Origin of the sequence: Bradyrhizobium sp. AZCC 1588, from assembly GCF_036924735.1 — a bacterium.
Classification (GTDB): Bacteria; Pseudomonadota; Alphaproteobacteria; order Rhizobiales; family Xanthobacteraceae; genus Bradyrhizobium.
This window is the reverse complement of record NZ_JAZHSC010000001.1, coordinates 7024017-7049919: the sequence shown is the minus strand read 5'-3', so window position 1 is coordinate 7049919 and position 25903 is coordinate 7024017. Positions and strand designations below refer to the sequence as shown.

The 25903-nt window shown below is 63.3% G+C and carries 27 protein-coding genes and 1 pseudogene; 18 read left to right on the top strand and 10 right to left on the bottom strand.

What is annotated here, in order from left to right; all coding sequences use genetic code 11:
- Positions 1-130: 130 nt before the first annotated feature.
- Both V1277_RS33030 and argC read left to right on the top strand, forming a co-directional pair.
- A complete protein-coding gene (locus V1277_RS33030) occupies positions 131-817 on the top strand; it encodes an FMN-binding negative transcriptional regulator (protein WP_334419916.1) in 687 nt (228 codons plus the stop codon).
- Positions 817-1869, top strand: coding sequence for an N-acetyl-gamma-glutamyl-phosphate reductase (gene argC, locus V1277_RS33025; protein ID WP_334419915.1), 1053 nt, complete (start codon positions 817-819; stop codon positions 1867-1869). The genes V1277_RS33030 and argC overlap by 1 nt, the downstream gene beginning before the upstream one ends.
- Before the next feature lie 179 nt (positions 1870-2048).
- Here argC and V1277_RS33020 read toward each other — a convergent pair whose 3' ends face one another.
- On the bottom strand, positions 2049-2447 hold the full coding sequence (locus tag V1277_RS33020; protein WP_334369280.1) for an MAPEG family protein: 399 nt from the start codon (positions 2445-2447) through the stop codon (positions 2049-2051).
- 74 nt (positions 2448-2521) lie between these two features.
- Entirely contained in the window at positions 2522-4327 is a 1806-nt protein-coding gene (locus V1277_RS33015; RefSeq protein WP_334419913.1) for a PHA/PHB synthase family protein, read from the bottom strand.
- A gap of 293 nt (positions 4328-4620) precedes the next feature.
- On the opposite strand from V1277_RS33015, the gene V1277_RS33010 reads away from it, so the two are divergent.
- From V1277_RS33010 to V1277_RS32990, 5 genes are all read left to right on the top strand, one after another.
- Complete coding sequence (locus V1277_RS33010) at positions 4621-4914, top strand: hypothetical protein (protein WP_334419910.1); 294 nt, start codon at positions 4621-4623, stop codon at positions 4912-4914.
- A gap of 201 nt (positions 4915-5115) precedes the next feature.
- A complete protein-coding gene (locus V1277_RS33005; protein WP_334419909.1) occupies positions 5116-6336 on the top strand; it encodes an LL-diaminopimelate aminotransferase in 1221 nt (406 codons plus the stop codon).
- A gap of 27 nt (positions 6337-6363) precedes the next feature.
- On the top strand, positions 6364-7683 hold the full coding sequence (locus V1277_RS33000) for a homoserine dehydrogenase (protein ID WP_334419908.1): 1320 nt from the start codon (positions 6364-6366) through the stop codon (positions 7681-7683).
- 78 nt (positions 7684-7761) lie between these two features.
- A complete protein-coding gene (gene glpX, locus V1277_RS32995) occupies positions 7762-8763 on the top strand; it encodes a class II fructose-bisphosphatase (protein WP_334419906.1) in 1002 nt (333 codons plus the stop codon).
- Between the two features lie 129 nt (positions 8764-8892).
- Positions 8893-9633 carry a haloacid dehalogenase type II gene (locus V1277_RS32990; RefSeq protein ID WP_334419905.1) on the top strand — a complete coding sequence of 247 codons (741 nt, stop codon included), beginning with the start codon at positions 8893-8895 and terminating at the stop codon, positions 9631-9633.
- A gap of 137 nt (positions 9634-9770) precedes the next feature.
- On the opposite strand, the gene V1277_RS32985 is transcribed toward V1277_RS32990, so the two are convergent.
- Positions 9771-10865, bottom strand: a complete 1095-nt coding sequence (locus V1277_RS32985; protein WP_334419903.1) for a methyl-accepting chemotaxis protein — start codon at positions 10863-10865, stop codon at positions 9771-9773.
- Positions 10866-11089: 224 nt separating this feature from the next.
- Here V1277_RS32985 and recJ point away from each other — a divergent pair, with 224 nt between their 5' ends.
- Positions 11090-12931, top strand: coding sequence for a single-stranded-DNA-specific exonuclease RecJ (recJ, locus tag V1277_RS32980; RefSeq protein WP_334419902.1), 1842 nt, complete (start codon positions 11090-11092; stop codon positions 12929-12931).
- Positions 12932-12964: 33 nt separating this feature from the next.
- Positions 12965-13774: a glucose 1-dehydrogenase gene (locus tag V1277_RS32975; RefSeq protein WP_334419901.1), complete on the top strand. Its 810-nt coding sequence runs from the start codon at positions 12965-12967 to the stop codon at positions 13772-13774.
- A gap of 46 nt (positions 13775-13820) precedes the next feature.
- Here the strand turns inward: V1277_RS32975 and V1277_RS32970 are convergent, their stop codons facing one another.
- Positions 13821-14717 carry a LysR substrate-binding domain-containing protein gene (locus V1277_RS32970; RefSeq protein WP_334419900.1) on the bottom strand — a complete coding sequence of 299 codons (897 nt, stop codon included), beginning with the start codon at positions 14715-14717 and terminating at the stop codon, positions 13821-13823.
- A gap of 109 nt (positions 14718-14826) precedes the next feature.
- On the opposite strand from V1277_RS32970, the gene V1277_RS32965 reads away from it, so the two are divergent.
- Complete coding sequence (locus tag V1277_RS32965; protein WP_334419898.1) at positions 14827-15516, top strand: FMN-dependent NADH-azoreductase; 690 nt, start codon at positions 14827-14829, stop codon at positions 15514-15516.
- Between the two features lie 56 nt (positions 15517-15572).
- Here V1277_RS32965 and V1277_RS32960 read toward each other — a convergent pair whose 3' ends face one another.
- Complete coding sequence (locus V1277_RS32960) at positions 15573-16799, bottom strand: lytic murein transglycosylase (protein ID WP_334419897.1); 1227 nt, start codon at positions 16797-16799, stop codon at positions 15573-15575.
- A 67-nt stretch (positions 16800-16866) separates the two neighbouring features.
- A complete protein-coding gene (locus V1277_RS32955; RefSeq protein WP_334419896.1) occupies positions 16867-17316 on the bottom strand; it encodes a MarR family winged helix-turn-helix transcriptional regulator in 450 nt (149 codons plus the stop codon).
- A gap of 191 nt (positions 17317-17507) precedes the next feature.
- Here V1277_RS32955 and V1277_RS32950 point away from each other — a divergent pair, with 191 nt between their 5' ends.
- From V1277_RS32950 to V1277_RS32935, 4 genes and pseudogenes are all read left to right on the top strand, one after another.
- Complete coding sequence (locus V1277_RS32950) at positions 17508-17987, top strand: carboxymuconolactone decarboxylase family protein (protein WP_334419895.1); 480 nt, start codon at positions 17508-17510, stop codon at positions 17985-17987.
- 134 nt (positions 17988-18121) lie between these two features.
- Positions 18122-18658 carry a 2'-5' RNA ligase family protein gene (locus V1277_RS32945; RefSeq protein WP_334419893.1) on the top strand — a complete coding sequence of 179 codons (537 nt, stop codon included), beginning with the start codon at positions 18122-18124 and terminating at the stop codon, positions 18656-18658.
- A gap of 68 nt (positions 18659-18726) precedes the next feature.
- On the top strand, positions 18727-19530 hold the full coding sequence (locus tag V1277_RS32940) for a class I SAM-dependent methyltransferase (protein WP_334419891.1): 804 nt from the start codon (positions 18727-18729) through the stop codon (positions 19528-19530).
- Between the two features lie 67 nt (positions 19531-19597).
- Positions 19598-19815: pseudogene (locus V1277_RS32935) on the top strand (carboxymuconolactone decarboxylase family protein); the annotation flags it as partial.
- 11 nt (positions 19816-19826) lie between these two features.
- Here V1277_RS32935 and V1277_RS35160 read toward each other — a convergent pair.
- The 4 genes from V1277_RS35160 to efp all read right to left on the bottom strand — a co-directional run bounded on the left by V1277_RS35160 (position 19827) and on the right by efp (position 22585).
- Positions 19827-20021, bottom strand: coding sequence for a DUF805 domain-containing protein (locus tag V1277_RS35160; RefSeq protein WP_442894611.1), 195 nt, complete (start codon positions 20019-20021; stop codon positions 19827-19829).
- Positions 20018-20248 carry a hypothetical protein gene (locus tag V1277_RS32930; RefSeq protein WP_334419890.1) on the bottom strand — a complete coding sequence of 77 codons (231 nt, stop codon included), beginning with the start codon at positions 20246-20248 and terminating at the stop codon, positions 20018-20020. The genes V1277_RS35160 and V1277_RS32930 overlap by 4 nt, the downstream gene beginning before the upstream one ends.
- A 123-nt stretch (positions 20249-20371) precedes the next feature.
- Positions 20372-21871, bottom strand: coding sequence for a M23 family metallopeptidase (locus V1277_RS32925; RefSeq protein WP_334419889.1), 1500 nt, complete (start codon positions 21869-21871; stop codon positions 20372-20374).
- Between the two features lie 147 nt (positions 21872-22018).
- On the bottom strand, positions 22019-22585 hold the full coding sequence (gene efp / locus V1277_RS32920) for an elongation factor P (protein ID WP_057863529.1): 567 nt from the start codon (positions 22583-22585) through the stop codon (positions 22019-22021).
- Positions 22586-23047: 462 nt separating this feature from the next.
- On the opposite strand from efp, the gene epmA reads away from it, so the two are divergent.
- From epmA to V1277_RS32900, 4 genes are read left to right on the top strand one after another with little or no spacing between them, the layout of a single operon-like run.
- Complete coding sequence (epmA, locus tag V1277_RS32915; protein ID WP_334419888.1) at positions 23048-24100, top strand: EF-P lysine aminoacylase EpmA; 1053 nt, start codon at positions 23048-23050, stop codon at positions 24098-24100.
- Positions 24097-25188: a lysine-2,3-aminomutase-like protein gene (locus V1277_RS32910; protein WP_334419887.1), complete on the top strand. Its 1092-nt coding sequence runs from the start codon at positions 24097-24099 to the stop codon at positions 25186-25188. Before epmA ends, V1277_RS32910 begins: the two co-directional genes overlap by 4 nt.
- Before the next feature lie 7 nt (positions 25189-25195).
- Entirely contained in the window at positions 25196-25408 is a 213-nt protein-coding gene (locus tag V1277_RS32905; protein ID WP_334375583.1) for a hypothetical protein, read from the top strand.
- A 26-nt stretch (positions 25409-25434) separates the two neighbouring features.
- Positions 25435-25689 (top strand): hypothetical protein, encoded by a 255-nt coding sequence (locus V1277_RS32900; protein WP_334368798.1) that lies wholly within the window; start codon positions 25435-25437, stop codon positions 25687-25689.
- Positions 25690-25903 lie beyond the last annotated feature (214 nt).

The window sequence follows — 25903 nt, the reverse complement described above, 5'->3', positions numbered from 1 at the left end:
TCGTCGCGGTATGGGCGGACGTCTGCGTTTGAGATTGTCGCCTCTGCCGCCGGATCCGGTCCCGCGGCTTCTTCCTTTTCCAGAAAACGCGGTCTGAACTGGCGGCTCCTACGTCAAGCAGGAGTTTGAGATGTATACGCCACCACCGTTCAAGTCCGACCGCGCCGCGAGCCTCGCGTTTGCGGAAGCGCGCGGCTTTGGTCTGGCCTGCGCGTGGGATGGCAATAAGCCCGTCGCCTCGTCGCTGCCGTTCTATCTGACCTCGGCCAATGACGGCACGCCGCGCGCGGCGTTTCACGTTGCGCGGCAAAATCCGCTGGTGAAGCTCGCCGACGGCGCGACCCCGTGGTTGTTGGCCGTCAATGGCACCGATACCTATGTGTCGCCGGACTGGTACGTGTCGCCGGATCAGGTGCCGACCTGGCTCTATCAGGCCGTGCATCTGACCGGCCCGGTGCGGGTGATGTCGGACGATGAACTGGCCGAGCAGATCGAGACGCTGAGCGCGAAGTTCGAGGAGCGGCTGCTGCCGAAGAAGCCGTGGCTGTCCTCGAAGATGACGGCAGGGCGGCTGGCGGCGATGAAGAAGGCGATCGTGGGACTCGAGATGACGGTCGAAGAGGTTGAGGGCAGCTTCAAGCTGAACCAGCACAAGTCGGACGCCGACTACACCGCGCTGGCCCAGGCGCTCGCCTCGCAAGGCGACACCGACGCGCGTGAAATCGCAGCCCAGATGCGCGCGGCACGGCCGCTGGCATTCGCGGCGGTTACGGTACAAGACAAGCAAACGACGACGCCTGAAGAAAGGAACGCGTGATGAGCTCGAAAAAGAAGATCGGCATTCTCGGTGCCTCCGGTTACACCGGAGCCGACGCGGTGCGCCTGTTGGCGCGGCATCCGAACGCCGAGATCACCGCGCTCACCGCCAACACCCACGCCGGCAAGTCGATGGGCGACGTGTTTCCGCATTTCTTCATGCTCGATCTGCCGAAGCTGGTCGAGTGGGAGAAGGTCGACTGGACCGGCCTCGACGCGGTATTCTGCGGGCTGCCGCACGGCACCACGCAGGAGATCATCGCCGCCGTCCTCAGGGCCAACCCCAACATCAAGGTGCTCGACATGTCCGCCGATTTCCGGCTGCGCAACAAGGACACCTATGCGCTATGGTACGGCCATGAGCACCGGGCGCTCGAACTGCAGGGCGAGGCCGTCTACGGCCTCACCGAATTCTACCGCGAGAAGATCGCGGCCGCGCGGCTCGTCGCATGTCCCGGCTGTTACCCGACCGCGGCGCTGCTCGCGCTGGTGCCGCTCGCCAAGGCAAAACTGATCGACGTCGACGACATCGTCATCGACGCCAAGTCGGGCGTTACTGGCGCCGGGCGCGGCTTGAAGCAGAACACGCTGTTCAGCGAGGCGGGCGAGGGGCTGTCGCCCTATTCGGTCGGCACCCACCGGCACGCGCCGGAGATCGAGCAGGAGATCGGCGTCGCCGCGGGCGCTGCGGTGACGGTGAACTTCACGCCGCATCTGATCCCGATGGCGCGCGGCGAACTCTGCACGTCCTATGTCAGGCTCAACGGCGGAGCGACGCCGGACGATTTGCGGGGTGCGTTGGAGAAGGCTTACGCCAACGAGCCCTTCGTGCATGTCGCCAAGAAGGGCGTACTGCCGCAGACCCAGAACGTGCGCGGCTCCAACTATGTGCAGATCGGCGTCGTCGCCGACCGCATCAAAAACCGGGCGATCGTGATTTCCACGCTCGACAACCTGGTGAAGGGCTCGGCCGGACAGGCGATCCAGAACATGAACCTGATGTTCGGATTGCCCGAGGCGGCCGGGCTAGAGCAGATCGCGCTGTTTCCGTGATGTGAGGTGCTGTGGTGGACGAGGAAACCCTGCAATTCCGCACCGGCATCAACGATCACTTCAATTCGCCTGTTGTTGCGAAATACTGAGCGCTGTTTCAGAGGCCGCCAATGACAAAACCCCGGAGCCGAGTTCCGGGGTTTTGCTTTTGGTTTCGTGTTTCGTGCGCAGGAAGGTTTTCAAACCACCCTGAAGATCGCCAGCGCCAGGACGGCTTGCGCCAGGAAGCCGACGGTGAAGGCCAGCGTGCGGAATACCGGCAGGCCCAGCGTGTAGACGATAAGGTGCGCGACGCGGGCCCAGAAATACACGGCGCAGGCGAGTACGGTCCATCTGTCGGAATAGTCGATGGCGTTGAGGATCAGCACCAGCGGCGCGAAGATGATCAAATTCTCGACCGCATTGTCATGTGCGAACATCATCCGATTGGCCCAATCCGCATGCGGCTTGTCGTTGCGCGAAGGGTTGGCCATGGCGCCGGAGAGGCCGCGCACCTGACAGCGATTGATGAAGTAGGGGACGCACATGAGCCCGGTCAAAATCACGGTCAGAGTCAGCCAGAACAATTCACGCGTTATTGGTTGCGTCATGGTTTCCCCTCAACGATTCCCGCCATGGGATGGCCGGTTATACCCAACAGCGCGCCTCAGTGCTACGCGCGCACCTTGACGTAGCTGCCGGGTGCGTCCTCGATCGGCGGCATCTCCTCGGAACCGACGGCGCGCGCGGGCACGCGCTCGGCGTCGATGCCCTCCATCCATTGCAGCCAGTCGGGCCACCACGATCCCTTGTGCTCGGTGGCGTTCTTCATCCAGTCGGCGAGCGTGACATCCTTGATGTTGTCGTTGGTCCAGTACTGGTACTTGCCCGCGTCAGGCGGGTTGACCACGCCTGCAATGTGGCCCGAGCCGGACAGCACATATTTGACCGGGCCACCGAAGAACTGCGAACCGTAGAGCACCGAATCCGCCGGCGCGATGTGGTCCTCGCGCGTCGCCAGATTGTAGACGGGCACCTTGACCTTCGACAGGTCGAGCAGGGTGTTGTCGAGCACCATGCTGCCGGAGGAGAGCCGGTTCTCCAGGTAGCAGTTGCGCAGGTAATAGGAATGGTTGGCCGCCGGCATCCGCGTGGCGTCGGAGTTCCAGTGCAGCAGGTCGAAGGAGGAGGGTGGCTGGCCCTTCAGGTAGTTGCTGACGACATAGGACCAGATCAGGTCGTTGGAGCGCAGCATGTTGAAGGCCATCGCCATCTTGCTGCCTTCGAGAACGCCCCGTGCTTCCATCTCGCGCTCCAGCGTCGCGATCTGGTCTTCGTCGACGAACACGAGCAGATCGCCGGCATGGGTGAAGTCGACCTGCGCCGCAAAGAACGTCGCCGAGGTGACGCGCTGGCGGCGCTTCTCGGCGAGCCAGGCCAGCGTCGACGCCAGCAGGGTGCCGCCGACGCAGTAGCCGGCGGTATGGACCTTCATCTCGCCCGTGACCTTTTCGATGATGTCCATCGCGGTCAGCGGGCCTTCCTTCATGTAGTCGTCGAAGGTTTTCTTGCCGAGTTCCTTGTCCGGATTGACCCAGGAAATCACGAACACGGTGATGCCCTGGTCGACGCACCATTTGACGTAGGATTTTTCCGGCTTGAGATCGAGAATGTAGAACTTGTTGATCCAGGGCGGCACGATCAAGAGCGGCGTGCGCAACACCGTCTCCGTGGTCGGCGTGTACTGGATGAGCTGCATCAGCTCGTTCTGGTAGATCACCTTGCCCGGCGTCGTCGCCATGTTGACGCCGACTTCGAGATTCGATGGATCGGACTGACGAATGCGCAGCATGCCGCGCCCGGCCTCGATGTCCTCGGCCAGCATCTTCATGCCGCGAACGAGGTTGTCGCCGTTCGAGGCCAGCGTCTCGCGCAGCACTTCCGGATTGGTAAGCACGAAATTCGACGGAGCGATCGCGTTGGTGATCTGCTGAACGTAGAACTCGGCCTTCTTGCGCGTGTGCGGATCGACGCCTTCGGCGTTCTTCACCAGTTCCTGCGCCCATTGCGCGGTGAGCAGATAGAGCTGCAGCACGAAATCGAAGAACAGATTCGATTTCCACTCCGGATCCTTGAAGCGCTTATCGCGCGGCGACGGCTCGATCGCAGGCTTGGCCTGTTCACCGGCCATGCGGCGCATCGCAGAGCCCCAGAGATCGAGATAGGCTTTGCCCATTTTGGTCTGCAGAGCTTCGGCGCGCTCCTTGTCCGTCAACCAGTATTCCGCCACCTTGGTGAAGGTCTTGACGACTTCACCGATTTCGCTTGGCGGCTTGTCCTTCGGCTCCCCGTCCTCGCGCGGCTTGAGATAGGCCGCGAGCGCCTGGCCGCTCGTCTCCATCGCCTTGGCGATGTTCATGGCGAAGGCTTCGGCGTTGAAAGTTGTCGAAGCCTGGGTTTCGGTGTTGACGTCACTCATATCAGGGACACTATAGCTTCATTTTGCGTTCGTCACCGCGTGGATTGGTGGCAACAAGGTTGAGTTAACCCTGTTGCACTGCGATAAAGTTCTTGTGTTCTGACCGACACATTGCAGCCGCATCGGCTCGGTTTGCTCTTTGGGCTTTAATCGTTTCGGGCGACAATGGTTTGAACGGTTCTAGCGAAATCAACGGCGCGGGACGATTTGGCGTTGCAAGGCTCGTACCAGCGCATAGATGTCGTCGCGATGCGCGTGCGCTGCATCAGGTAGTTGGGGATTTCCGGGACGGAATGGCGGTGGATCGAACGATAAGGCTGTGGTCGGTTGCCACGCTGCTTGCGGCGGCGCTTGCGCTCGGCGGCTGCTCGACCCAGATCGCTGATATGCCGGGCTTCGGCCTGCCGGCTGACGCGCCAGAGCGCCCGAAGGAAGCTGGTGGCTATCTACCGGTTCACGACCTGCCGCCGGACCGCAACGAGGAGGCGATGAAGCCAGCCGAGTTGGCTAAAATCCAGGCAGAATTGACCGCCGCTCGCGACCGTCAGGCGGCCGCCGCCACCCCGCCAAAACCGGCCAAGAAGTGACCTAATTACTGGCGCTGCCGGGCTCCCGTGGTAAAAGAACCCAATTCAACCGCATTGCGGGTCCAGAGCCTTAAGACCTCACGCCTGAATTCGCTCCAAATCCTTGATTGGGCGCGATTTTTTGGACGAAGCCGATCGGGTTTCGTAGCGCGCGCAGGTTCCGTCCGATTCTGTCCTGCCGGTTGTCGGAGCAAGGGTCCCATGGAAGATTTCTATCGCATTCGCCGTCTGCCGCCTTACGTGTTCGAGAAGGTCAACCAGGCCAAGGCGGCCGCGCGCAATGCCGGGGCCGACATCATCGACATGGGCATGGGCAATCCGGACCTGCCGACGCCGCCCCATGTGCTCGAGAAGCTGAAGGAGACGCTGGGCAAGCCGCGGACCGATCGCTACTCGGCCTCGCGCGGCATCAACGGCCTGCGCAAGGCGCAAGCCGCCTATTACGGACGGCGGTTCGGCGTAAAACTCAATCCGGATACACAGGTCGTTGCGACGCTGGGCTCGAAGGAAGGCTTTGCCAATGTGGCGCAGGCGATTACCGCGCCCGGCGACGTCGTGCTGTGCCCCAATCCGAGCTACCCGATTCACGCCTTCGGCTTTCTGATGGCGGGCGGCGTGATTCGCTCAGTGCCCTCGGAACCGACGCCGCAGTTTTTCGAGGCGGTGGAGCGCGCGATCATTCATTCGATCCCGAAGCCGATCGCGCTGATCGTGTGCTATCCCTCCAATCCGACCGCCTATGTTGCCGAGCTCGATTTCTACAAGGATCTGGTGGCGTTCGCGAAGAAGCACGAGATCTTCATCCTGTCGGATCTGGCCTACGCCGAAGTTTATTTCGACGACCGGAATCCGCCGCCCTCGGTGTTGCAGGTTCCCGGCGCAATCGACGTCACGGTCGAATTCACCTCGATGTCGAAGACGTTCTCGATGGCGGGCTGGCGCATGGGCTTTGCCGTCGGCAACGAGCGGATCATTGCCGCGCTGGCGCGGGTGAAATCCTACCTCGACTACGGCGCGTTCACGCCCATTCAAGTCGCGGCCACCGCCGCGCTGAACGGGCCGGACGATTGCATCAAGGAGATGCGCGACACCTACCGCAGGCGCCGCGACGCGCTGGTCGAATCGTTCGGCCGGGCCGGTTGGGAGATCCCGCCGCCGCAGGCCTCGATGTTCGCCTGGGCGCCGCTGCCCAAAGCCTTCGAGAGCGTCGGCAGCATGCAGTTCGCGACCCTGATGGTGGAGAAGTCAGGTGTGGTGGTTTCGCCCGGCGTCGCTTTCGGCGAGCATGGCGAAGGCTTTGTCCGCATCGCCATGGTGGAAAACGAGCAGCGTATCCGCCAGGCCGCGCGCGGGGTGCGCCGCTTCCTTGAAAGCGGCATTGAAACGTTGCACAACGTGGTTCCTCTCGCCAACCGGCGTTAATCCCTTTTACTGCAGGTTCTCTCATTCATGGTCGCACCCCTGAGAGTGGGTATCGCGGGGCTCGGCACTGTTGGCGCCGAAGTCGTCCGCCTCATCGAAGAGCAGTCGCGCACGCTGTCGGAGCGCAGCGGGCGCGGCGTGCGCGTCGTTGCCGTCACCGCGCGCTCGAAAGCGAAAAAGCGTTCGCTCGATCTGCGCGGCATCGACTGGGCCAAGAGCCCGGTGGCGCTGGCCAACGATCCCAACGTCGATTGCTTCGTCGAACTGATGGGCGGCTCCGGCGAGCCGGCGCTGTCGGCGATCGAGGCCGCGCTGAAGGCCGGCAAGTCGGTGGTAACCGCCAACAAGGCGCTGATCGCCAAACACGGCATTCGGTTGGCAAAGGCTGCCGAGAAGCATGGCGGCGCCCTGAACTTCGAGGCGGCGGTCGGCGCGGCCATTCCGGTCATCAAGACCTTGCGCGAGGGGCTTTCCGGCACCGGCGTCAACCGCGTCTACGGCATCCTCAACGGCACCTGCAATTACATCCTGACCCGGATGGAGCATGAGGGCTTGTCGTTTGCCGAATGCCTGAAGGATGCGCAGCGGCTCGGCTATGCCGAAGCCAATCCGTCCTTCGACGTCGATGGCCATGATACCGCGCAGAAGCTTGCAATCCTGGCGAGCCTCGCCTTCGGCACCAAAGTGGCGCAGAGCGCGGTCTATGTCGAAGGCATCTCCTCAATCGCGCCGGAAGATCTGCGGGCGGCGGAAGAACTCGGCTATCGGGTCAAACTGCTCGGGGTTGCCGTGCGCACCGCCAAGGGCATCGAGCAGCGCGTGCATCCGACCATGGTGCCAAAATCGTCCTCGATCGCGCAGGTGATGGGCGTCACCAACGCCGTGACCATCGACGGCGAGGGCATTCCCGCGATCACCCTGGTGGGACCTGGCGCCGGCGGCGCTGCGACGGCGTCCGCCGTGGTTGCCGATATCGCCGACGTGGCGCGCGGCATTCGCGCCAAACCGTTCGGACGCCCGGTGGAGCGGCTGCGCGACACCACCAAGGCGCCGATGGAGCGCCACGAGGGCGGCTATTACATTCGCCTGATGGCGCGCGACCTTGCCGGCACCGCCGCTACCATCGCCACCCGCCTTGCCGAACAGAAGATTTCGCTGGAATCGATCGTGCAGCGCCACCCCGAAGGTGTCGACGCGAACGGTGCGACGAAGAAAGGCGCGCCGGTTCCGGTCATTCTGATCACTTACGCGACGTCCGAGGATGCGGTCTATCGCGCGCTGGAGGCGGTGCAGCGCGACAAGGTCATCAGCGGCCGGCCGCAGGTGATACGGATCGAAAAGAACTGACGCGGGATCCGAACGGATTGCGTGCCAAAGGATTGAATGCGGGCCAGAAGGCCCGTGCAGGTTTAAAGGAGTGAGCCGATGTCGACCCATATTTCCGTTCCGCCGCAATTGCTGCTCGAGCGCATCCTCACGCTTGAAATCGTGCGGGTGACGGAACGTGCAGCCGTTTCGGCCGCGCGGCTGCGCGGCCACGGCCAGGAGAAGGCGGCGGACCAGGCCGCAGTGGACGCGATGCGCCGCGAGCTCAACAAGCTGCCGATCGAAGGCACCATCGTGATCGGCGAGGGCGAGCGCGACGAGGCGCCGATGCTGTTCATCGGCGAGAAGGTCGGGCTGAACGCGGGTCCGCAGGTCGATATCGCCGTCGACCCGCTGGAAGGCACCACGCTCTGCGCCAAGAACATGCCGGGCGCGATCGCGACCATGGCGATGGCCGATGGCGGCACGTTGCTACATGCGCCCGACGTCTACATGGAGAAGATTGCCATCGGCCCAGGCTACGCCAAGGGCGTGATCGAACTCGACGCTTCGCCCGCCGACAATGTCCGCCGGCTCGCCAAAGCCAAAGGCGTCGAGCCTGGCGCGATCACAGTCCTTGTGCTCGATCGGCCGCGCCACGCCGACATCATCGCCAGCATCCGCTCGACCGGCGCCGCGGTGCGGCTGATCACCGATGGCGACGTGGCCGGCGTGATCCATTGTGCCGACCCCGACAACACCGGCGTCGACATGTATATCGGCACCGGCGGCGCGCCCGAGGGCGTGCTGGCGGCGGCGGCGCTGCGCTGCATCGGCGGCCAGATGCAATGCCGGCTGATCCTCGACAGCGAGGAGAAGCGCGAGCGCGCGCACAAGATGGGCGTGACCGATCCAAAAATGATCTACGGCATCGAGGACATGGTGCGGGGCGACTGCCTGTTCGCGGCAACCGGCGTCACCACCGGCTCGCTGCTGACGGGCGTCAAATTCCGCAAGGATGACGTGATCGAGACCGAAACGGTGGTGATGCGCTCGGTAACGGGCACGGTGCGCTACATCAAGGCCGAGCACCGGCAGTTGGATAAGTTTCATCTGGATTGAGGGATGTCATTCCGGGACGCGCCTCTTGGCGCGGGCCCGGAATCCATTCATCCGCGGAGCCAGAGGCCAAATGGATTCCGGGTTCGCGCTGCGCGCGCCCCGGAATGACGGATAGGGAGAGCGCGACCGATGTCCGACATTTCCGCGGTCAAAGCCCTGGTGTTCGACGTGTTCGGCACCGTCGTCGACTGGCGCACCGGCCTCATCAACGATTTCACACAGTGGTCGAAAACCTCCGGCATCAAGGCCGACTGGACGGCCTTGGTCGATGGCTGGCGCGGCGTTTACATGGCCTCGATGGATGAGGTGCGCAAACATCCCGAACGCGGCTATCAGATCCTCGACACGCTGCACCGGCGCTCGCTGGAAAAACTGGTCGCCGAGTTCGGAATCAGGGGGCTGAGCGACGCCGATCTGCACTACCTGACGATGGGCTGGCACCGCCTGCATCCGTGGTCCGACAGCGTGCCCGGGCTGACGCGGCTAAAGAAGAAGTACATCATCTCGCCGCTCTCCAACGGCAACGTCGCGCTTTTGACCAACATGGCAAAGTTCGCCGGCCTGCCGTGGGACCTCATCATGTCGGCGGAATTGTTCGAGCACTACAAGCCCGATCCCGAAACCTATCTCGGCGCCGCCAAACTGCTCTGCCTGCCGCCCGAGCAGGTGATGATGGTGGCCGCCCATAATGGCGATCTGAAAGCCGCGCAACAGAACGGCCTCAAGACCGCCTTCGTCGCGCGGCCGACCGAATATGGCCCGCACCAGAAGTACGATTTCGAAGCCACCGGCAATTGGGACATCGTCGCCAAGGATTTTGGTGGGATTGCCGATCGGTTGGGGTTGTTGAGCGGCCTGCGTGGGGCTTAGCTCGTAGGATGGGTTGAGCTCTTCGCGAAACCCATCACTTTCGCTACTGTGGTTGATGGGTATCGCTTCGCTCCACCCATCCTACGCGCTGCGTCGCCGCGCCCCTTGTGCACGATGACTGACGACTTCCGTCGCGCCTATCCCGCGCCGGCCTGGATCACGCCGAACCAGCCGAGGCCCCTATAGGTCTCGTAGCCGGGTGTGGCGTGGAACGCGACCATCGTTCCGGAGCGATCCTGGTAGAAGCCTGAGCGCCTTCCTTCGAGCTGCAGCGAAATGCGTTCGGTGAGCAGGCCCTGGCCGTCGGACGCCGCGATCACCCGGAAATTCGAATCGACCAGCAGCACGCGCGCCTTGTCGACCGCGCCGACGCGCACGCCCTGGACGATGGCGCGGGCCTGCGGTTCCCAGTCGAAATGAATCGCCAGCACGCCGGTCGGCCTGCCATGCGCCTTGCCGCCTTCGCGAACGCTGGCGCAGTAGGTCACGACCTGAGCGTTGCCGAGCAAAGGCTGGCATTCGACGTCGCCGACGGCGTAATCGTCGCCGGAGCGCAGGGCGCGCGCGGCGCGAAACCACTTGGTCTGCGCCACGTTCTGGCCCACGACGCCAAACCGATCGGCGCGGCCGTTGGCCAGTACATTGCCGTTGAGATCGCACAGCCAGAGATCGAGATAGACGGTATAGGCGCCGAGGATGACGGACATCCGTTCCGACACATGGCTAACGGCAGCAGCGCTTGGCTCGGCCGCGCAACCGACCACGGCGGAATCGGTTGCCCACCAGCGCACGTCGCAGGTGCGCTCATAGAGGTTGCGGTCGATCAGCTCGATGGCGTTCAGCGACAGATCGACCATGCGCTCGCCGCGCGAGCGGTCGGCCATCTGTGCGATCGAATTCATCAGATTGCCGGTGCGGTTGGTGAGCTGGCTTTCGAGCTCGCGGGCAATCGTCTCGACCTGCTGCCCGACGTTGCGGACCTCCTGCGCCACCACGGCAAAGCCCGCGCCTTGCGCGCCGGCGCGCGAACTCTCGATCAGCGCGTTCAGCGCCAGCATCTTCATCTGATTGGTGATCTTCTGGATCGACTTGGTCTTCTCGCAGGCGACCTGGTTGACCTCGGCGGTCAATCTCGCGATCAGCGCGGAAACGTCGGATTCGTCCTCGGCGCCCGCTGATTTGGCCGGCTGTTTTGCGGTCGTTGCGGTTTGGGAGCGAAGCGCGACGGACATTGGCGGGAATTCCTCAGTCTTTGTGCGGATGTCGATCTTCTGCGGATCGGCGGGACTCAAATGAGAGCGTATTCGCCTCCTTTGTCGGGGATCATGGCTAACGATTGGTTTAAGTTCCGGCGGCTTGCGGGTAGTTTTACCTGATGAAGTTGCATCTTCTTTGTGCAGGTCGCATTTGTCGGCATGGCCCACAGCGCTCTTAGCCCCTATCTCTCGAAGGCATCATGATCCTTCTCGCATCCGCACTTCCCGTTGAACTGCCGCCGGCGTTTCTCGGCGTGGCGCGTTCGGCGACAGGCAAATTGTGGCGCGACCGGCTCGACGTCAGGGGAACTGCGCGGGCGCTGGCGATCACCCAGCGCTACCAGTTGCCGGAAATGCTGGCCCGCGTGCTGGCGGGCCGCGATGTCGGAATTGACGAGGTTCAGGATTTTCTCGATCCGACCATCCGCAAACTGATGCCCGATCCCCACACCGTGACGCAGATGGAACTGGCGGCCAAACGCATCGCCGATGCCGCGATGCGCGGGGAAAAGGTTGCGATCTTCGGCGACTACGACGTGGACGGTGCCACGTCGGCAGCGCTGCTGGCCTGGCATCTGCGCCATTGCGGGCTCGATCCGCTGATTCACATCCCGGACCGGATCTTTGAAGGCTACGGCCCTAATGTCGAGGCGGTGAGGGCGCTAGCTGCCAAGGGCGCGACGCTGCTGGTGACCGTTGATTGCGGTACCACCAGCATCGAGCCGCTGGCGGAAGCGCGAAAGCTTGGCCTATCCGTCGTCGTCATCGACCATCACCAGACCGGCGATGAATTGCCGGAGGTCGACGCGCTGGTGAATCCGAACCGGCCGGACGATCTCTCCGGGCTTGGACATCTCGCAGCGGTCGGCCTGGTGCTGATCACGCTGGTCGCCGTGAACCGGGAATTGCGCGGCCGCGGCTTCTGGAGCGCGGAGCGGCCGGAGCCGGACCTTTTGGGCATGCTGCACCATGTGGCGCTCGGTACCGTGGCCGACGTCGCGCCGCTGACCGGGCTCAACCGCGCCTTTGTCGCCAAGGGCCTGATCGCGATGCGCCGCCGCGACCATGTCGGCCATACCGCGCTGATGGATGTGGCGCGGCTGAACGGGCCGCCCGAAGCCTGGCATCTCGGTTTCATGCTGGGGCCCCGTATCAATGCGGGCGGCCGGATCGGGCGCGCCGATCTGGGCGTGCGGCTGTTGCTGGAGGGTGATATTTCCGAGGCCGCGCGGATCGCGGCCGAACTCGATCGTCTCAACAGCGAGCGCCGCGTCATCGAGCAGGCGGCCGAAGCGCAGGCCGAGGCCGAGGCGCTGGCCTCGCTCGGGCTCGAAGACAAGGGCGCGGTGATCGTGACCGCCGCCGAAGGCTGGCATCCCGGCATTGTCGGTCTCGTCGCCTCGCGGCTGAAAGAGAAGTTTGCACGTCCCGCCTTTGCCATTGCGCTCGAGCCCGGCGGCATCGGCACCGGTTCGGGCCGCTCGATCTCGGGCGTCGATCTCGGCAAGGCCGTGCGGCAGGCGGTGAAGGAGCGGCTTTTGATGAAGGGCGGCGGCCACGCCATGGCTGCCGGCGTGACGCTGCGCAAAGAGAAGCTCGCGGAGTTTCGTGCCTTCATGGAGAGCGCGCTGGCCGAGGACGTCGCCAATTCCCGTCACGAGAACGAACTGTTCATCGATGGCGCCGTTAGCGCGCGCAGCGTGACTGTGGAATTCGCCAATACGCTGAATCGCGCCGGGCCGTTTGGCGCCGGCAATCCGGAGCCGGTGATCGCGCTGCCGGCGCATCAGCTCGTCTATGCCGACGAGGTCGGGCAGGCGCATTTGCGCGTGCGCTTCAAGTCCGGCGACGGCGCCATCGTCAACGGCATTGCGTTCCGCGCGGTCGGACAGAAGCTCGGGGACGCGCTGACGCAGAACCGCGGGCAACTCCTGCACGTGGCAGGATCGCTCGCGGTCGATCGCTTCCAGGGTTCAGAGCGCGTGCAATTGCGCGTGCTCGACGTCGCGGTACCGGATCCGGGGCCGGCCGTCATCAGATAATTCGAAAACCAATAACAACAAACGGGAGACGAAATGGCTGGACAGGTTCAGGGCAAGGTCGCGCTGGTGACGGGCGGCGCATCTGGCATTGGCGAAGCGGTTTGCGAGTTGCTGGCGCGCGAGGGAGCGTCGGTTGCGGTGACCGATGTCGACGATTTGAAAGGCCCCGAGGTCGTCGCGCGGATCAAGAAGGCGGGTGGGGAAGCGAGCTTTTGGCATCACGACGTCACCAGCGAGGAACGCTGGATCGAAGTCGTGGCCGATGTCATGAAGCGCTATGACCGGCTCGACGTGCTGGTCTCGAACGCCGGCATCGGCATTTCAGTGCCGTCGATCACTGAGATGTCGCTTGCGGACTGGCGGCGGCAGACCGCGATCAATCTCGACGGCGTGTTTTTGTCGGTGAAACACTGCCTGCCTGCGATGCGCAAGACCGGCGGTGGCTCCATCATCATGATGTCGTCGCTGGCGGGCCTGCGCGGCGCGGCCGGGCTTTCCGGCTACTCCGCGACCAAGGGCGGTGTCCGGCTGTTCGCCAAGTCGATCGCGATGGAATGCGCCACGTTCGGCGACGGCATCCGCGTCAACTCTGTGCATCCCGGCATCATCGACACGCCGATCTGGGCCAAGATTCCGGCGGGAGCCACAGGTAGCGGGCAGAACGCGCCGATCGATCCGGAGGAGCGCGCGAAAATAGTAACGCCGCTCGGCCGGGCCGGGGAGGCCGTGGAGATTGCGCAGGGCGTGCTGTATCTGGCGTCCGATGCGTCGCGCTATGTGACGGGGACGGAGCTTGTTATCGACGGCGGGATGAATGCGGGCGGCGTGGCGCGACGCGCATAGACGAAAACGCGTGCATCAGTGATCGACTGCGCCACGCGCGCGTGCATCAGCGTGAAGGTGAGCTTTTGGCGAATTGCGCGCGCAACCAGGCTTGCGTAGCTTCGATCGGTTCGGTCAGGGGTCTCCGGGAGCCGCGCACAAGATGTAGGGTGAAGCCTTCGATTTCCGGGCCGAATGGCACGACCAGCGTTTTGGTCGCGAGTTCCTCCGACACCAGCAGCAGACTGTGCAACGCAACCCCGGTGCCGGCGACGGCGGCCTGGATCGCGTGGGTCTCATCGCTGAAGCGGAGCCCGGCCCGAGCATCGATACCGTCGATACCCGCGATCTTCAGCCAGCGCCGCCAGGTCGGATTGCCGCTATCGCTGCGGCGCCAGTCAAAATGCAGCAAGGTCGCTGAGCGCAGATCGTCCGGCTTCTTCAGACCAAGACGCGGACTTGCCACTGGCGCAAAACGATCGATGGCCAACGGTTCGGCGCTCAGATCGGGATAAGGGCCAGGGCCATAGCGCAACGCGAGGTCCGCGACACCCGAATTAAGGTCCACGACCTCCAGGGTCGCCAGCAGCGTGAGATCGATGTCAGGTCTTGCGTTGTGAAAGCCCGCGATGCGCGGCACCAGCCACTTGGCGGTGAACGCGGGAGTGGCCGAAAGTGTCACCGTCGCGCGGCGCTGCCTGCGGCTCAATCCTTCGATGACACGTGCGAAGGAATCGAATCCGTCGCGCAGAACCGGTAGCAAGACCTGCCCTTCCGCGGTCAGCAGGACCTGACGCGTCCGCCGCTCGAACAGCGTCACGCCAATCACCTCTTCCAACTGCCGAACCTGATGGCTGATGGCGGTCGGCGTCACGTGCAGCTCCTGAGCCGCACGCTTGAAACTCAGATGCCGCGCGGCGGCTTCGAATGCCCGCAGTCCGGACAGCGGTGGAAGACGTCTCATCGGCAGGCCTTATAGATGAATGTAGTTCATCCATGTGATGAGCAATTTGCGTTTGTCAATGCATGAAACCCGATCCATCTAATCGAACAAAGATGAAAGGAAATATTCCATGAACCTACTACGGATTGACGCCAGTGCGCGACCTGGCCGATCGGACCGGTTCCCTCGCGGGTCGCACACGCGCCGCCTCACCGAACGCTTCGTGCAGCGTTGGCTGCAATACCGGCCGAATGACCTCGTGACCGATCGGGATGTCGGCCAATCACCACCGCATCACGTCACCGAGAAATGGATCGGTGCGGCCTTCACCAAATCCGAGCTGCGCGAGCCGTGGATGAATGATGTGCTGGCGGAAAGCGACGCATTGGTCGATGAACTCATCGCTGCAGATTTGATCGTGGCTGGCGTGCCGATGTACAATTTTGGAGTGCCGGCGCAGTTTAAGGCGTATGTCGACAATGTCGTGCGTGTCGGTCGCACTTTCGGCTTTGACCGTGCCCGGCCAGACGATCCTTACTCGCAGCTACTGGCTGGTAAGGGTAAACGTCTCATCATGCTCAGTTCGCGGGGTGATTACGGCTACGATCCGGGCGGACGGATCGCGCACATCAACCATGTCGAAGGGTCGGTGCGTGACGTGTTCGGCTTCCTCGGCGTCGACGACTTCCACAGCATCGCCATCGAATATGACGAGTTCGGGGATGAACGCTTGAAGGCGTCGATCGCTGCGGCCCAACGCGCAGTAGATGATCTTGTGGATCGGCTGGCGAAGGAAGCCGAACCGCTGGAGGCAGCTTGACTGCAGACTCGACGGAGAGGACGCGGCGCGAACCGCGCGAGGTTGAAGCTGCGTCGCTATCCGCCCTGCCTCAATCGCGCCAGCACTTTTAGCCCGCCGTAACCGTCCGCGGGCAGCAGTCCCGTCTTGGTTTGATAGTCGCGAACCGCCTTCATCGTGTCGTTGCCGACGCGGCCGTCGGTGCCGCCGGTGTCGAAGCCGGCTTTGGTCAGCCGGGTCTGCAGCTCCTGCACTTCGGGAAGCGTCAGCGCGCGCTCCGAGCCGGGGAAGGGCTGGATGAAGGGCGGCGCGCCCAAGATGCGATCGCCGAGATGGCAGATCGCGAGCGCGTAGTTCATCGAGGGGTTGTAGCTCTTCACCGAATAAAAATTCGGGCCCAGCAGGAACGAAGGTCCCCCGGCGACCGGCACCCACATCTGCGCCGACGCGTTCGGCTGCGGAAACGGCTTGCCATCGGCGCGGGTGACGCCGGCGCTGGCCCATGCCGCGTAGGTACGGCTGCCGCTCGAAGCCCCTCCGGATGCGCGGACTTCATAGCCCCAGTGCTCGCCGCGGTGATACTTGCCGCGGTTGAGCAAATAGCGCGCGCTGGAGCCGAGCGCGTCGTCGGGCTTGCCGAACGGCGAGACGCGGCCGTCCTTGTCGTAGTCCATGCCGACATTGAGCCAGACTTCCGGCATCCACTGCGTGTGACCCATCGCGCCGGCCCAGGATCCCCGCATTTCTTCTGGCGTGCCCCAGCCGCGGTCGACGATTCTGAGCGCGTTGATCAGCTCGGTCTCCCAATAGGCGCGGCGGCGCGGCTCGTTCCAGGCTAGCGCTGCGAGCGCCGGAAAGATCGGGCGCATATGGTTCTGCTGCACCAAGGGATCGCCATAGGCGGACTCGACGCCCCATAGCGCGAGCAGCGTGCCGCGCTCGACGCCAAAATCCTGCTCGATCCGCGCGAACAGCGCCTCGTGCTTCTTCAAGGCTTCACGGCCGTTGATGATGCGCCAGTCGGAGACGCGGCGATTGACGTATTGCCAGATCTGCTCGTGGAATTCCGGCTGCTTCTGCATCTGCCGGAACACGGTCATGTCGGGCTCGACGCGCCCCATCACCCGCGTCCAGGTCGCGTCCGAAATGCCTTTTGAAGTCGCGCGCGCGCGGAAATTGTCGCGCCACTGGTCGAAGCCGGCCGGCGCGGCCAAAGCGGGAAACGTCGTCGCGAGCAGAGCGCCGGTACCGAGGCCCAGCACCGCGCGGCGGGTTGGGGCTTTCTGGGAATCAGGCTGTTTCATGCCCGCAGTCTAGCGGCACGGCGGGCCTGCGCCAAAAGCCATGACGCCGCGGGAACCGGCGTTTCCTTCACAAATCCGCGGCGATTCTGGCCAGCCAGCGGCGGATCAGGCGCTGGGCGTTGGCGGAGAGGCCGGCCGCCAGCCGCCGCTCGATCGCTTGCGCGTGCCGCCGGCATTTGTCGAGTAGCGCTGCGCCCCGCTGCGTCACCGTCCACTGCAGCACCCGGCCATGGATTGGGTGCGGGGTCTTCTTGATGGCGCCGTCGCGCTCGAGATTGCGGATGATGACGCCGACCGTCTGCGGCGTCAGCATCGCCACCCGCGCGAGTTCCGCGCCGGATAGGCCGGGATAGGCGCGCAGCATCGTCAGGACGACGAATTGCGGCGAGGTGACGCCAAGCTCGGCCAGCGACCGCTCCATCGCCAGCCGCGTCGCGCTCTGGGCCTGGCGCAGCAGATAGGCGAGGTAGCCTTGCTCGCCGCGCTTGCCCTCGCCTGGCGGCGGCGGCCGCAGCATCAATGGCGCGGGAGTTTCCGCAGATTTTTGCCGCGACCGTCGGTCGGCTTTTCCGGCGGTGGGCTTTTGCCTCGCTTGTAGTTTTTTCGCCGATACGTTTCGCGATCTCGCTGCCGTGCTTCGTGGTGTCTTGCGCGGCATATCAGTACTCTTATAATCAATCAGAGCACTGATAACATGAGGCACAAGAGATGTCACGCGCCCGCAAAGAGTACAAAGATTTCATGTCGCTGGCGCCGGACGCCTACGCGGCGGTGCTGGCGCTCAGCCAGGTCGCGGGCAAGGCGGGAATGGACAGGCAACTGCTCGAGCTGATCAAGCTGCGTGCCTCGCAGATCAATGGCTGTGCCTTTTGCGTGCAGTATCATATCCTGGAAGGCGAGAAGCTCGGCGTGCCCGCCGACAAGCTCAATCTCGTGGTGGTCTGGCGCGACGCGCCGCAGTTTTCCGCGCGCGAGCGTGCCGCGCTGGCTTGGACGGAGGCGCTGACGTTGCTCGCAGACGGCGTCAGTGACGAGATCTATGCGCAGGCGAGCGCGGAATTCTCCGAGAAGGAGCTCGCCTATCTCACCTCCGCCGTCGCTTCGATCAATGTCTGGAACAGGTTCGGTGCCGCGTTTCGCTGGACGCCGCCGGCGCGGAAGCAGGCCGTAGGCGCGGCAGCCTCATAGAAATTCGAGCGCGGCGCAGAGGCGATTTCCCAAGGGACCCTTACCGGACATGCCATGATCAGCGCTATGACCCATTGCGAACCCCGGACGCCCGGCTAAGGTTGAAAGAACTTCTGCCTCTAGCGGTGCCATTGATGGCAATAGCAATCAACATTCGAGCCGATAACGCCTCCGCGAATGAGGTCGAACAATTGTGGGACCAAGTTGCGGCGTTCGAGGACGAGCCTTCGATGCGCGCTCTCGGCTATCGGCCACATTTTACGTTCGCGATCTACGACTCGCCTGACGTTGAGGAAGCTGCACGCCAGGCCATGCTGCGCACAGCCATGGGCCAATCGCAATTGCGCGTCGAGTTCAGGCGAATTCGGTGGTTCGTAGGGCCGCCTCTTGTCCTGTGGGCAGAGCCTGTCGCCAACGAAATCCTCCCGAGGTGGCACGCTTCGATCAGTGCCGCAATCGACCCCGCCTATTGTCGGGCCCATTACCGGCCCGGAAACTGGACGCCACATTGCACGCTTGGCTCACGTATCAGCGATGGAATGCGCCATGACGCGATCGCCTTCGCGCGGTCGTTCAATCGAAGCCTGACAGTATTGTTCGATGTGGTGGATTGCGTCGTTTTCCCGCCCGTGCGGGTCGTTGCGGAACGGAAGCTGCCATCCGGCGCGTGAGAAGTGATCGTCACATCTGCCGCCGTGCAATAGGCTGCCGCTTGTCAGCGATGCCATGGAGCCGCGGAATGGGACGCTTCGCCACGACGGCCGCCCTGTATGAGCAATTTCGGCCACCTTATCCGCCCGCCTTCTTCCGGGAAGTTGCGCAGCGGCTCATGCTGACAAAGAGGCAGGCGCTGATTGATCTCGGCGCTGGGCCTGCCCTGCTGGCTCTCGGGTTTGCGGATTATGTCGGGCGTGTTGTCGCGGTCGATCCGGAGCCAGGCATGCTCGCGGCAGCGCGGGAGGCGGTCGAGCGAGCGGCACGGGAAGTGATGCTGGTCCAAAGCAGGGCGGAGGACCTGCCGGATGATATCGGGCGCTTCGACGTGGTCAGTATCGGGCGGGCGCTTCATTGGTTCGACGACAGCGCTTTGGGACCGCTGCTCGAACGGCTGGTTGCGCCCGGCGGCGTGGTGGCCGTATGCGCTTCGTTTTCCGCAAACGACGGGCGCAATGCGTGGCTTGAGGAATATACGACAGCGCGGCGCGCCTGGTCGGACAAGAGGCTGTGGTCCCAGTCTCGAAACGGGGAACGCGTGCATCGCGAACTTCCCTCAGTTCTCGAACGCACGACGTTTGACGCTGCAGAGGTGATCCGGGTCGAAACCACAAGACAGACCAGTGTAGCTGATCTGGCTCAGCGGGTGCTGACCTACTCATCTTCCTCGCCGGCGGCGTTGGGCGACAAGGTCGAACCGATGCTGCGTGAGGTGGAAGCGCGCCTGATGCCGTGGAGCCGTAACGGTGTGGTCGCCGAGATCGTTGTGTCCACCGCGCAGATCGCCCGCCGTCGGCAATCAAGTGCAAATGCCAAGAATGACCTTTAGGCCAGTTTCCGAGAAAGCGTGGATAGATTTTTTGACGCAGAGCTGAAGCCAGCTGAGGGCTTCGTCCGGCGTGCCCACCGACAGGCTGAATCTCGTGGTGGTCTGGCGCCGCTGACCTTGCTGAGCGACGGCGTCAATGACGAGATCTATGCGCAGGCGAGCGCGGAATTCTCCGAGAAGGAGCTCGCCTATCTCACCTCCGCCGTCGCCTCGATCAATGTCTGGAACAGATTCGGCGCCGCGTTTCGCCGGACGCCGCCGGCGCGGAAGAATGCAGCCGCCTAACCGCCGGGCCGCTAGATCCCGCCTTGGGCGAGCGGATCACGTCCGAACCGATTGTCGCCAGACGCTCCCGGCAGAACGCTTAGAACGGCCACCGCCAACAGGGTAATGATCCATCCGCTGACGCTTGTTACGCTGGAAATAACGGGAGTTGCGAGTGCCGCGAGTAGCCACCACCCCGAAACATTCAGATCGTGTAGCCGCTTCACGGTGACAGCAATGAGCGGCCAAAGGAGTACGAGCAGCACCAGCAGGATCGACCAGTCATGGCTGATATCGTGCCACTGTAATAGCGCACGCGCGGAACGGTGAGGTTGCGCCATGTCCGGATCAACAACGCATTAACAATCACAAGGCCGAAATAGCCAAGCCGAAACTCCTGGCGGCTGATGCGGCCTTCCAGCGATAGGAAATACCAGGCGAACGTGATGAACATGCTGTGGGAACGGACTGCGGTTTCTATTCCAGTGCCCACGTTACGCCGCCAGCGGTTAATGCCCACGGAATCCATTGTAGAGATTTGAACGGTTCCGCGGCTGGAAAGCGAACCGGTTTGCGATTAGTTAGTGCGGCCTTCGGCGTGCCGGGCACCGTGACGCAGCACGCCCCGAGGCAACGCGTGCGCGACGGCGGCCGGCGGCTCGGTCCCGATTTCGTGGCCGCGGCCGCGGATCAGCCGTTCGTAGGAGGCGATCAGGGTGGTGTAGGGGTTGACCCAGATCCAGCCGTCACGCGTGAACACCTGGACGTCGAAGTGGAGGTGGTACGACGTGCCGTTGGGGAAATCGAGATAGTTGGAGACCACGCCGATCTTCTCGCCCTCGGCGACGCGTCGGCCGTTGAGAATGCCGTCCGCATCCATGGCTGACGGATTCATGTGCATGTAACGGAAACGGATGTGCTCGTTGCCTGTGTTGATCTGCAGCGTTGCCGCCTGTTGTTTTAAGGAACGGATGACGACGCCGTCGCGGACGGCGACGACCGCCTGCTTTCTCGGATGGCAGGCGTTGCCGGCGCTGCTGTTCGGCGGGCAGGGCGCGGGGCGAATGTCCTGGCCCTGGTGACCGAAGCCGGCCGCACATTGGCCGACGTGGAAACTGCGGGCTTCACAAAAATTGTCCCGCCACGGATAGACGCCTTGATAGGTGCCTCGGGGTTCGCCGGATTTGCGCCTGGTGAACTGCTGCGAGCTAACCCGGGCCGGAGCTTTCTCCAGCGGAAAGCGAATCTGCGAATAGGCGACGAGGTCGGCGCGGCCACCGCGCCTGCGCGCGCCGCTGTTGGCAATGATGTCACCGCTCGGACGATAGCTGAAGTCGGGCGAAGGGGTGGCCGGCCGTTCAGCAACCTCGGAGGAAACGTCGAAGCGCGGTCGCGCCGGCTGGCCTCCGGCGATGCGCAGCGCCTTCAGGAAGCGCTCGGCAATCGGGTAAGCCTCGCGGCAGGCCAGCCGCCGCGCCCGCGGCGCAGAATCGAGGCACTGGATCGACACCACATAGGGCACGCCGAAACGGGTGAAGGCGTAGCGCACATAACCTTCGCGAATGAAACGGCGCATGTCCGGAAATTGCGACGCCAGCGCCTTGACCGGCTCGCCCTTGCCGCTGAGCGGATCGGCGAGATCGTATACCAGGACCGAGCCCGTAATCTGCACCTCGACCGAACGGGCGAAAGTTCGAGACGGCAGGCCGTCACCGGCGCCGGGATCCAGCGAAAACACCGCGTCGTAGCCGGAGGGGCCAGCGTGAAACAGGTCGACGGGGCGGAAGCCGGCCTGATGGCGTGACACCGCCGGGTGGCGCGTGCCACTGGCCTCGGCCTCGAGATAGGCCGCGGTATCAAAGGGCAACAGCACCGGCACCGGACTGCGGCCGATTCCGGCGAACATCGCCGAATTGATCGCGTTCAACTGCACCAGCGCGGGCGTCGCGCGCGGATCCCATGCCGGCACCCGCCGCTGCCCTGCGAAGGTGAAGCGCTGCGCGATCGCCGGCTGGGAATTGATCTCGCTGCGAAGCTGATTCAGAACGGCGCGCCATTCGACGCGAACGGCCGACATCGACGGCGTTCTGAACTCATTGGCGGAAACGCCGGCAATCCCGGCGGGGAGCAAACAAAAGGCTGCCAGCCAACGCGAGAGCAAGCGGACAGCCTTTGTACCCAATGCATCGCCCCCGGCGTATGCCCCGTGGCCTATGGCGCGGTCTTAGTCCTTTGCGCGTTCGACGTAGGAGCCGTCCTCGGTCATGACCACGATCCGTGTTCCTGTTCCAATGTGCGGCGGCACCGAGGTGCGCACGCCGTTGGAGAGGATAGCAGGCTTGTAGGAGGAAGACGCGGTCTGCCCCTTGGTGACCGGCTCGGTCTCCACAACTTCGAGGGTTGCGCGCTGCGGCAACTGGATGGCGACCGGATTCAGGTCGTGCATCGACAGCTTCACGGTCATGTTTTCCTGCAAGTAAGGCGCGGACGAACCCACGATCTCCTTCGAAACCTGGACCTGGTCATAGGTCTCGGCGTTCATGAAGTGGAAGCCGTCGCCATCCTCGTAGAGGTAGTTGAAATTGCGGTCCTCGACGGTGGCCTTCTCGACCTGGTCAGTGGTCTTGTAGCGTTCCGACACCTTCACGCCGTCGCCAATGCGGCGCATTTCGATCTGGCTGACCGGGGTTCCCTTGCCGGGATGGATGTTTTCGGCTGACAGGACGACATAGAGCTTGCCGTCTTGCTCGATGACGTTGCCCTTGCGAATAGAACTGGCGATGACTTTCAAAGCTGTTTTCCCGAATTTCTGGCCTTTGGCCGAACCGGACATTTGTGTCCGCAGGGCCAATCAGGCGGTTTCGGGCTGCAACATACTGATTTTGCCCGTCGATGCCAGCGTTTTACGGCCGTTCCGGCGAGCTGCTAATAGCTGGATTTCGCCGTGTTATATGATGCGTCTGGCAAGCAATTGAACGATGGGCCGACCGTTGCTGACGGGGCTTTAAGTAATGTTTTAAGCGGCTCGCGAAGACCCGCAGCTTCAGTGGGATGCGGCGTATCGATCGGGCGAATGGACAAGGAGAGCGTCTTTCGACATGAAATGACCGAGCTGGAGCTGGATCTTGCTGCTTCCTCCGGCTCGTCGTATCGGACGCAAAGAAAGTCGAACAATATCAATGGTATTTGCCGTTTCCCTGAACGCCTTGATTGGCTCCGCGGAGGATGCACGGTGGATTCGGAACCGTCTGTGATGGCTGATATCGACCAGCCCTCGCCTTGGTGGTCGGCCACGCGGCACGCCGATCGAAGGCCGTTCCTTATGGCGCGAGCCGCGACCATGAGGGCAGTGCGAGGCTGGTTCGACGAGCAGGGTTTTACCGAGGTGGAAACCGGCATCCTGCAGGTCTCGCCGGGCAACGAGACGCATTTGCATGCCCCACGCACCGAAATCATCAGCCACGATGGCACGCGCGCGACGCGCTATTTGCGAACGTCGCCGGAATTCGCCGCGAAGAAACTGCTCGCTGCCGGCGAAGCCAAAATCTTCGAATTGGCGCGCGTGTTCCGCGACCGCGAGCGCGGCGATCTGCATCTGCCCGAATTCACGATGCTGGAATGGTATCGTGCCGACGCAGGCTATGACGCCGTTATGGCCGACACCATCGTCGTGATCGCACATGCGGCGCAGGCGACCGGGATCAGGCAGTTTTCGTTCCGGGGCAGAACGGCCGATCCCTTCGCCGAGCCGGAACTGCTGACGGTGGCATCCGCGTTCGACCGCTTTGCTGGAATTGATCTGTTGGCCACAATCAGCAATGGCGAGGGCGATCGGGTGGCGCTTGCGGCGGCAGCAAGGCCGCGGGTGCGGATCACTGATGACGACACCTGGTCGGATATTTTCAGCAAAGTGCTGGTCGAGCATGTCGAACCGAATCTGGGGCAGGGGCGTTTGACTGTCTTGTTCGAATATCCGGCGCCGGAAGCAGCCCTTGCGCGGGCGAAAGCGTCCGATCCGCGCGTCGCCGAACGTTTTGAGGTCTATGCCTGCGGCGTCGAACTTGCCAACGGATTTGGCGAATTGACCGATGCCGGCGAACAGCGCCGCCGTTTCGCCGCTGATATGGACGAGAAGGAGCGGCGCTACGGCGAGCGCTATCCGCTGGATGAGGATTTTCTCGCAGCGGTTGCCGCGATGCCGCCGTCGAGCGGCGTCGCGCTCGGTTTCGATCGGCTGGTGATGCTGGCAAGCGGCGCACTGCGGGTGGACCAGGTGGTGTGGACGCCACCGGCAGGAGAGACATGAACAAGATCGATCCGAAACTTTTGGCAACGCTGCGGCAGCCCGCTGATCTCATCGAGCGGGGGTTGGCGAAGACGGCCGATCTCGCCGACCTCGAGCGGGTCGCCGCGCGCTACGCCATCGCGGTGACGCCTGATATCGCTAACCTGATCGACACGGAAAATCCTGACGATCCGATCGCGCGGCAATTCGTTCCGAGCGCGCTCGAACTGATGAATGCGCCCGGTGAAAATGCCGACCCGATCGGCGACGATGCGCATTCGCCGGTCGCCGGCATCGTCCATCGCTATCCCGATCGCGTGCTGCTCAAGCTGGTGCATGTCTGCGCGGTGTATTGCCGCTTCTGCTTCCGCCGCGAGATGGTCGGGCCTGGCAAGGCAACGGCGCTGTCCGAGGCCGCATATCGCGACGCGCTGGACTATATCCGCAAGAACAACGAAATCTGGGAAGTCATCCTGACCGGCGGTGATCCGCTGATGCTGTCGCCACGGCGGTTGGCCGAGATCATGACGGACCTCGCCGCGATCGATCACGTCAAGATCGTTCGCATCCACACCCGCGTGCCGGTGGCTGCGCCTGCGCGCATCGATGGCGACATGATCAGGGCGTTGAAAGCTGACGGCGCAACGACCTGGATCGCCGTTCACGCCAATCATCCGCGCGAATTGTCGGGCGAGGCCCGCGCCGCCTGCGCGCGGCTGGCCGACGCCGGTGTTCCGCTGGTGAGCCAGACGGTGCTGCTTCGCGGCGTCAATGACGATTCCGCGACGCTGGAAGCGTTGATGCGGGCCTTTGTTGAAAACCGAATCAAGCCTTATTACCTGCATCATGGCGATCTGGCGCCGGGGACCGGACATCTGCGCACCACCATTGCAGAGGGACGGGAACTGATGCGCAACTTGCGCGGCCGCGTTTCGGGCCTGTGCCAGCCGGAATACGTGCTCGACATTCCCGGCGGCCATGGAAAGGCGCCGATTGGACCGAATTATTTGTCGCATGCAAGTTCCGGGGAATGTGAACTATCCTTGGAAGCGCAGTATCGTATCGTCGACTATTGTGGAGACGTTCACCTCTATCCGCCGAAGCCGTGATCGGGCGATGACGGAGGACGGCGAGGAGAAACGGGAGCCGCCGGAAGACGAGGGCCATCGCGGAATCGAAAACGCCGTTCTGCTCGGCTTCTTCGTGCTGCTGGTGGCCGCCGGAATCTGGTTGCTCGGCACCATGGCCGATGTACGAAAGGCACAGGACTGTGCTGCCCAGGGACGGCGAAACTGCGCAACGATCGACGTGCCCGAACGGACACGATAAAGGAATCTAAAAGGCGGAGAATCAGGATGCAAAGAACAATCTTGTCAGTCGCGCTGATGGTCCTGATCGGCATGCCTGCTGCGTTCGCGCAGGGCGGGACGTCGACAATGCCAAAGAGCAACCCGAGTGCCGGAGGGATTCCGGAGGCGCCGATCGGACACCGTCAGCCGCGCCGCAGCGACGTGCCCAGCGAAAAGAACCTGAACGATCCGAACGATCCGCTGAGCAAGGAAAACGCAGCGCTCGACCGCAAGATCAAGAGCATCTGCCGCGGCTGCTAGGCTTACTGCGTCATACGTCCCCCATGGTGAGGAGCGCCAACGGGTCCGTGCGTAGCGCGGCCCGATGACAGGCTCCGCGCGTCTCCGGGGCGATGCTTCGCATCGCCCCGGAGAACCATGAGGCCACGTCTGTGGCCTACATCCTTCGAGACGCCCGCGGAGCCTGATTTCGTACGTGTGAAGTTTTTTTGCCAGGCGCAGCTTTTACGGCGTC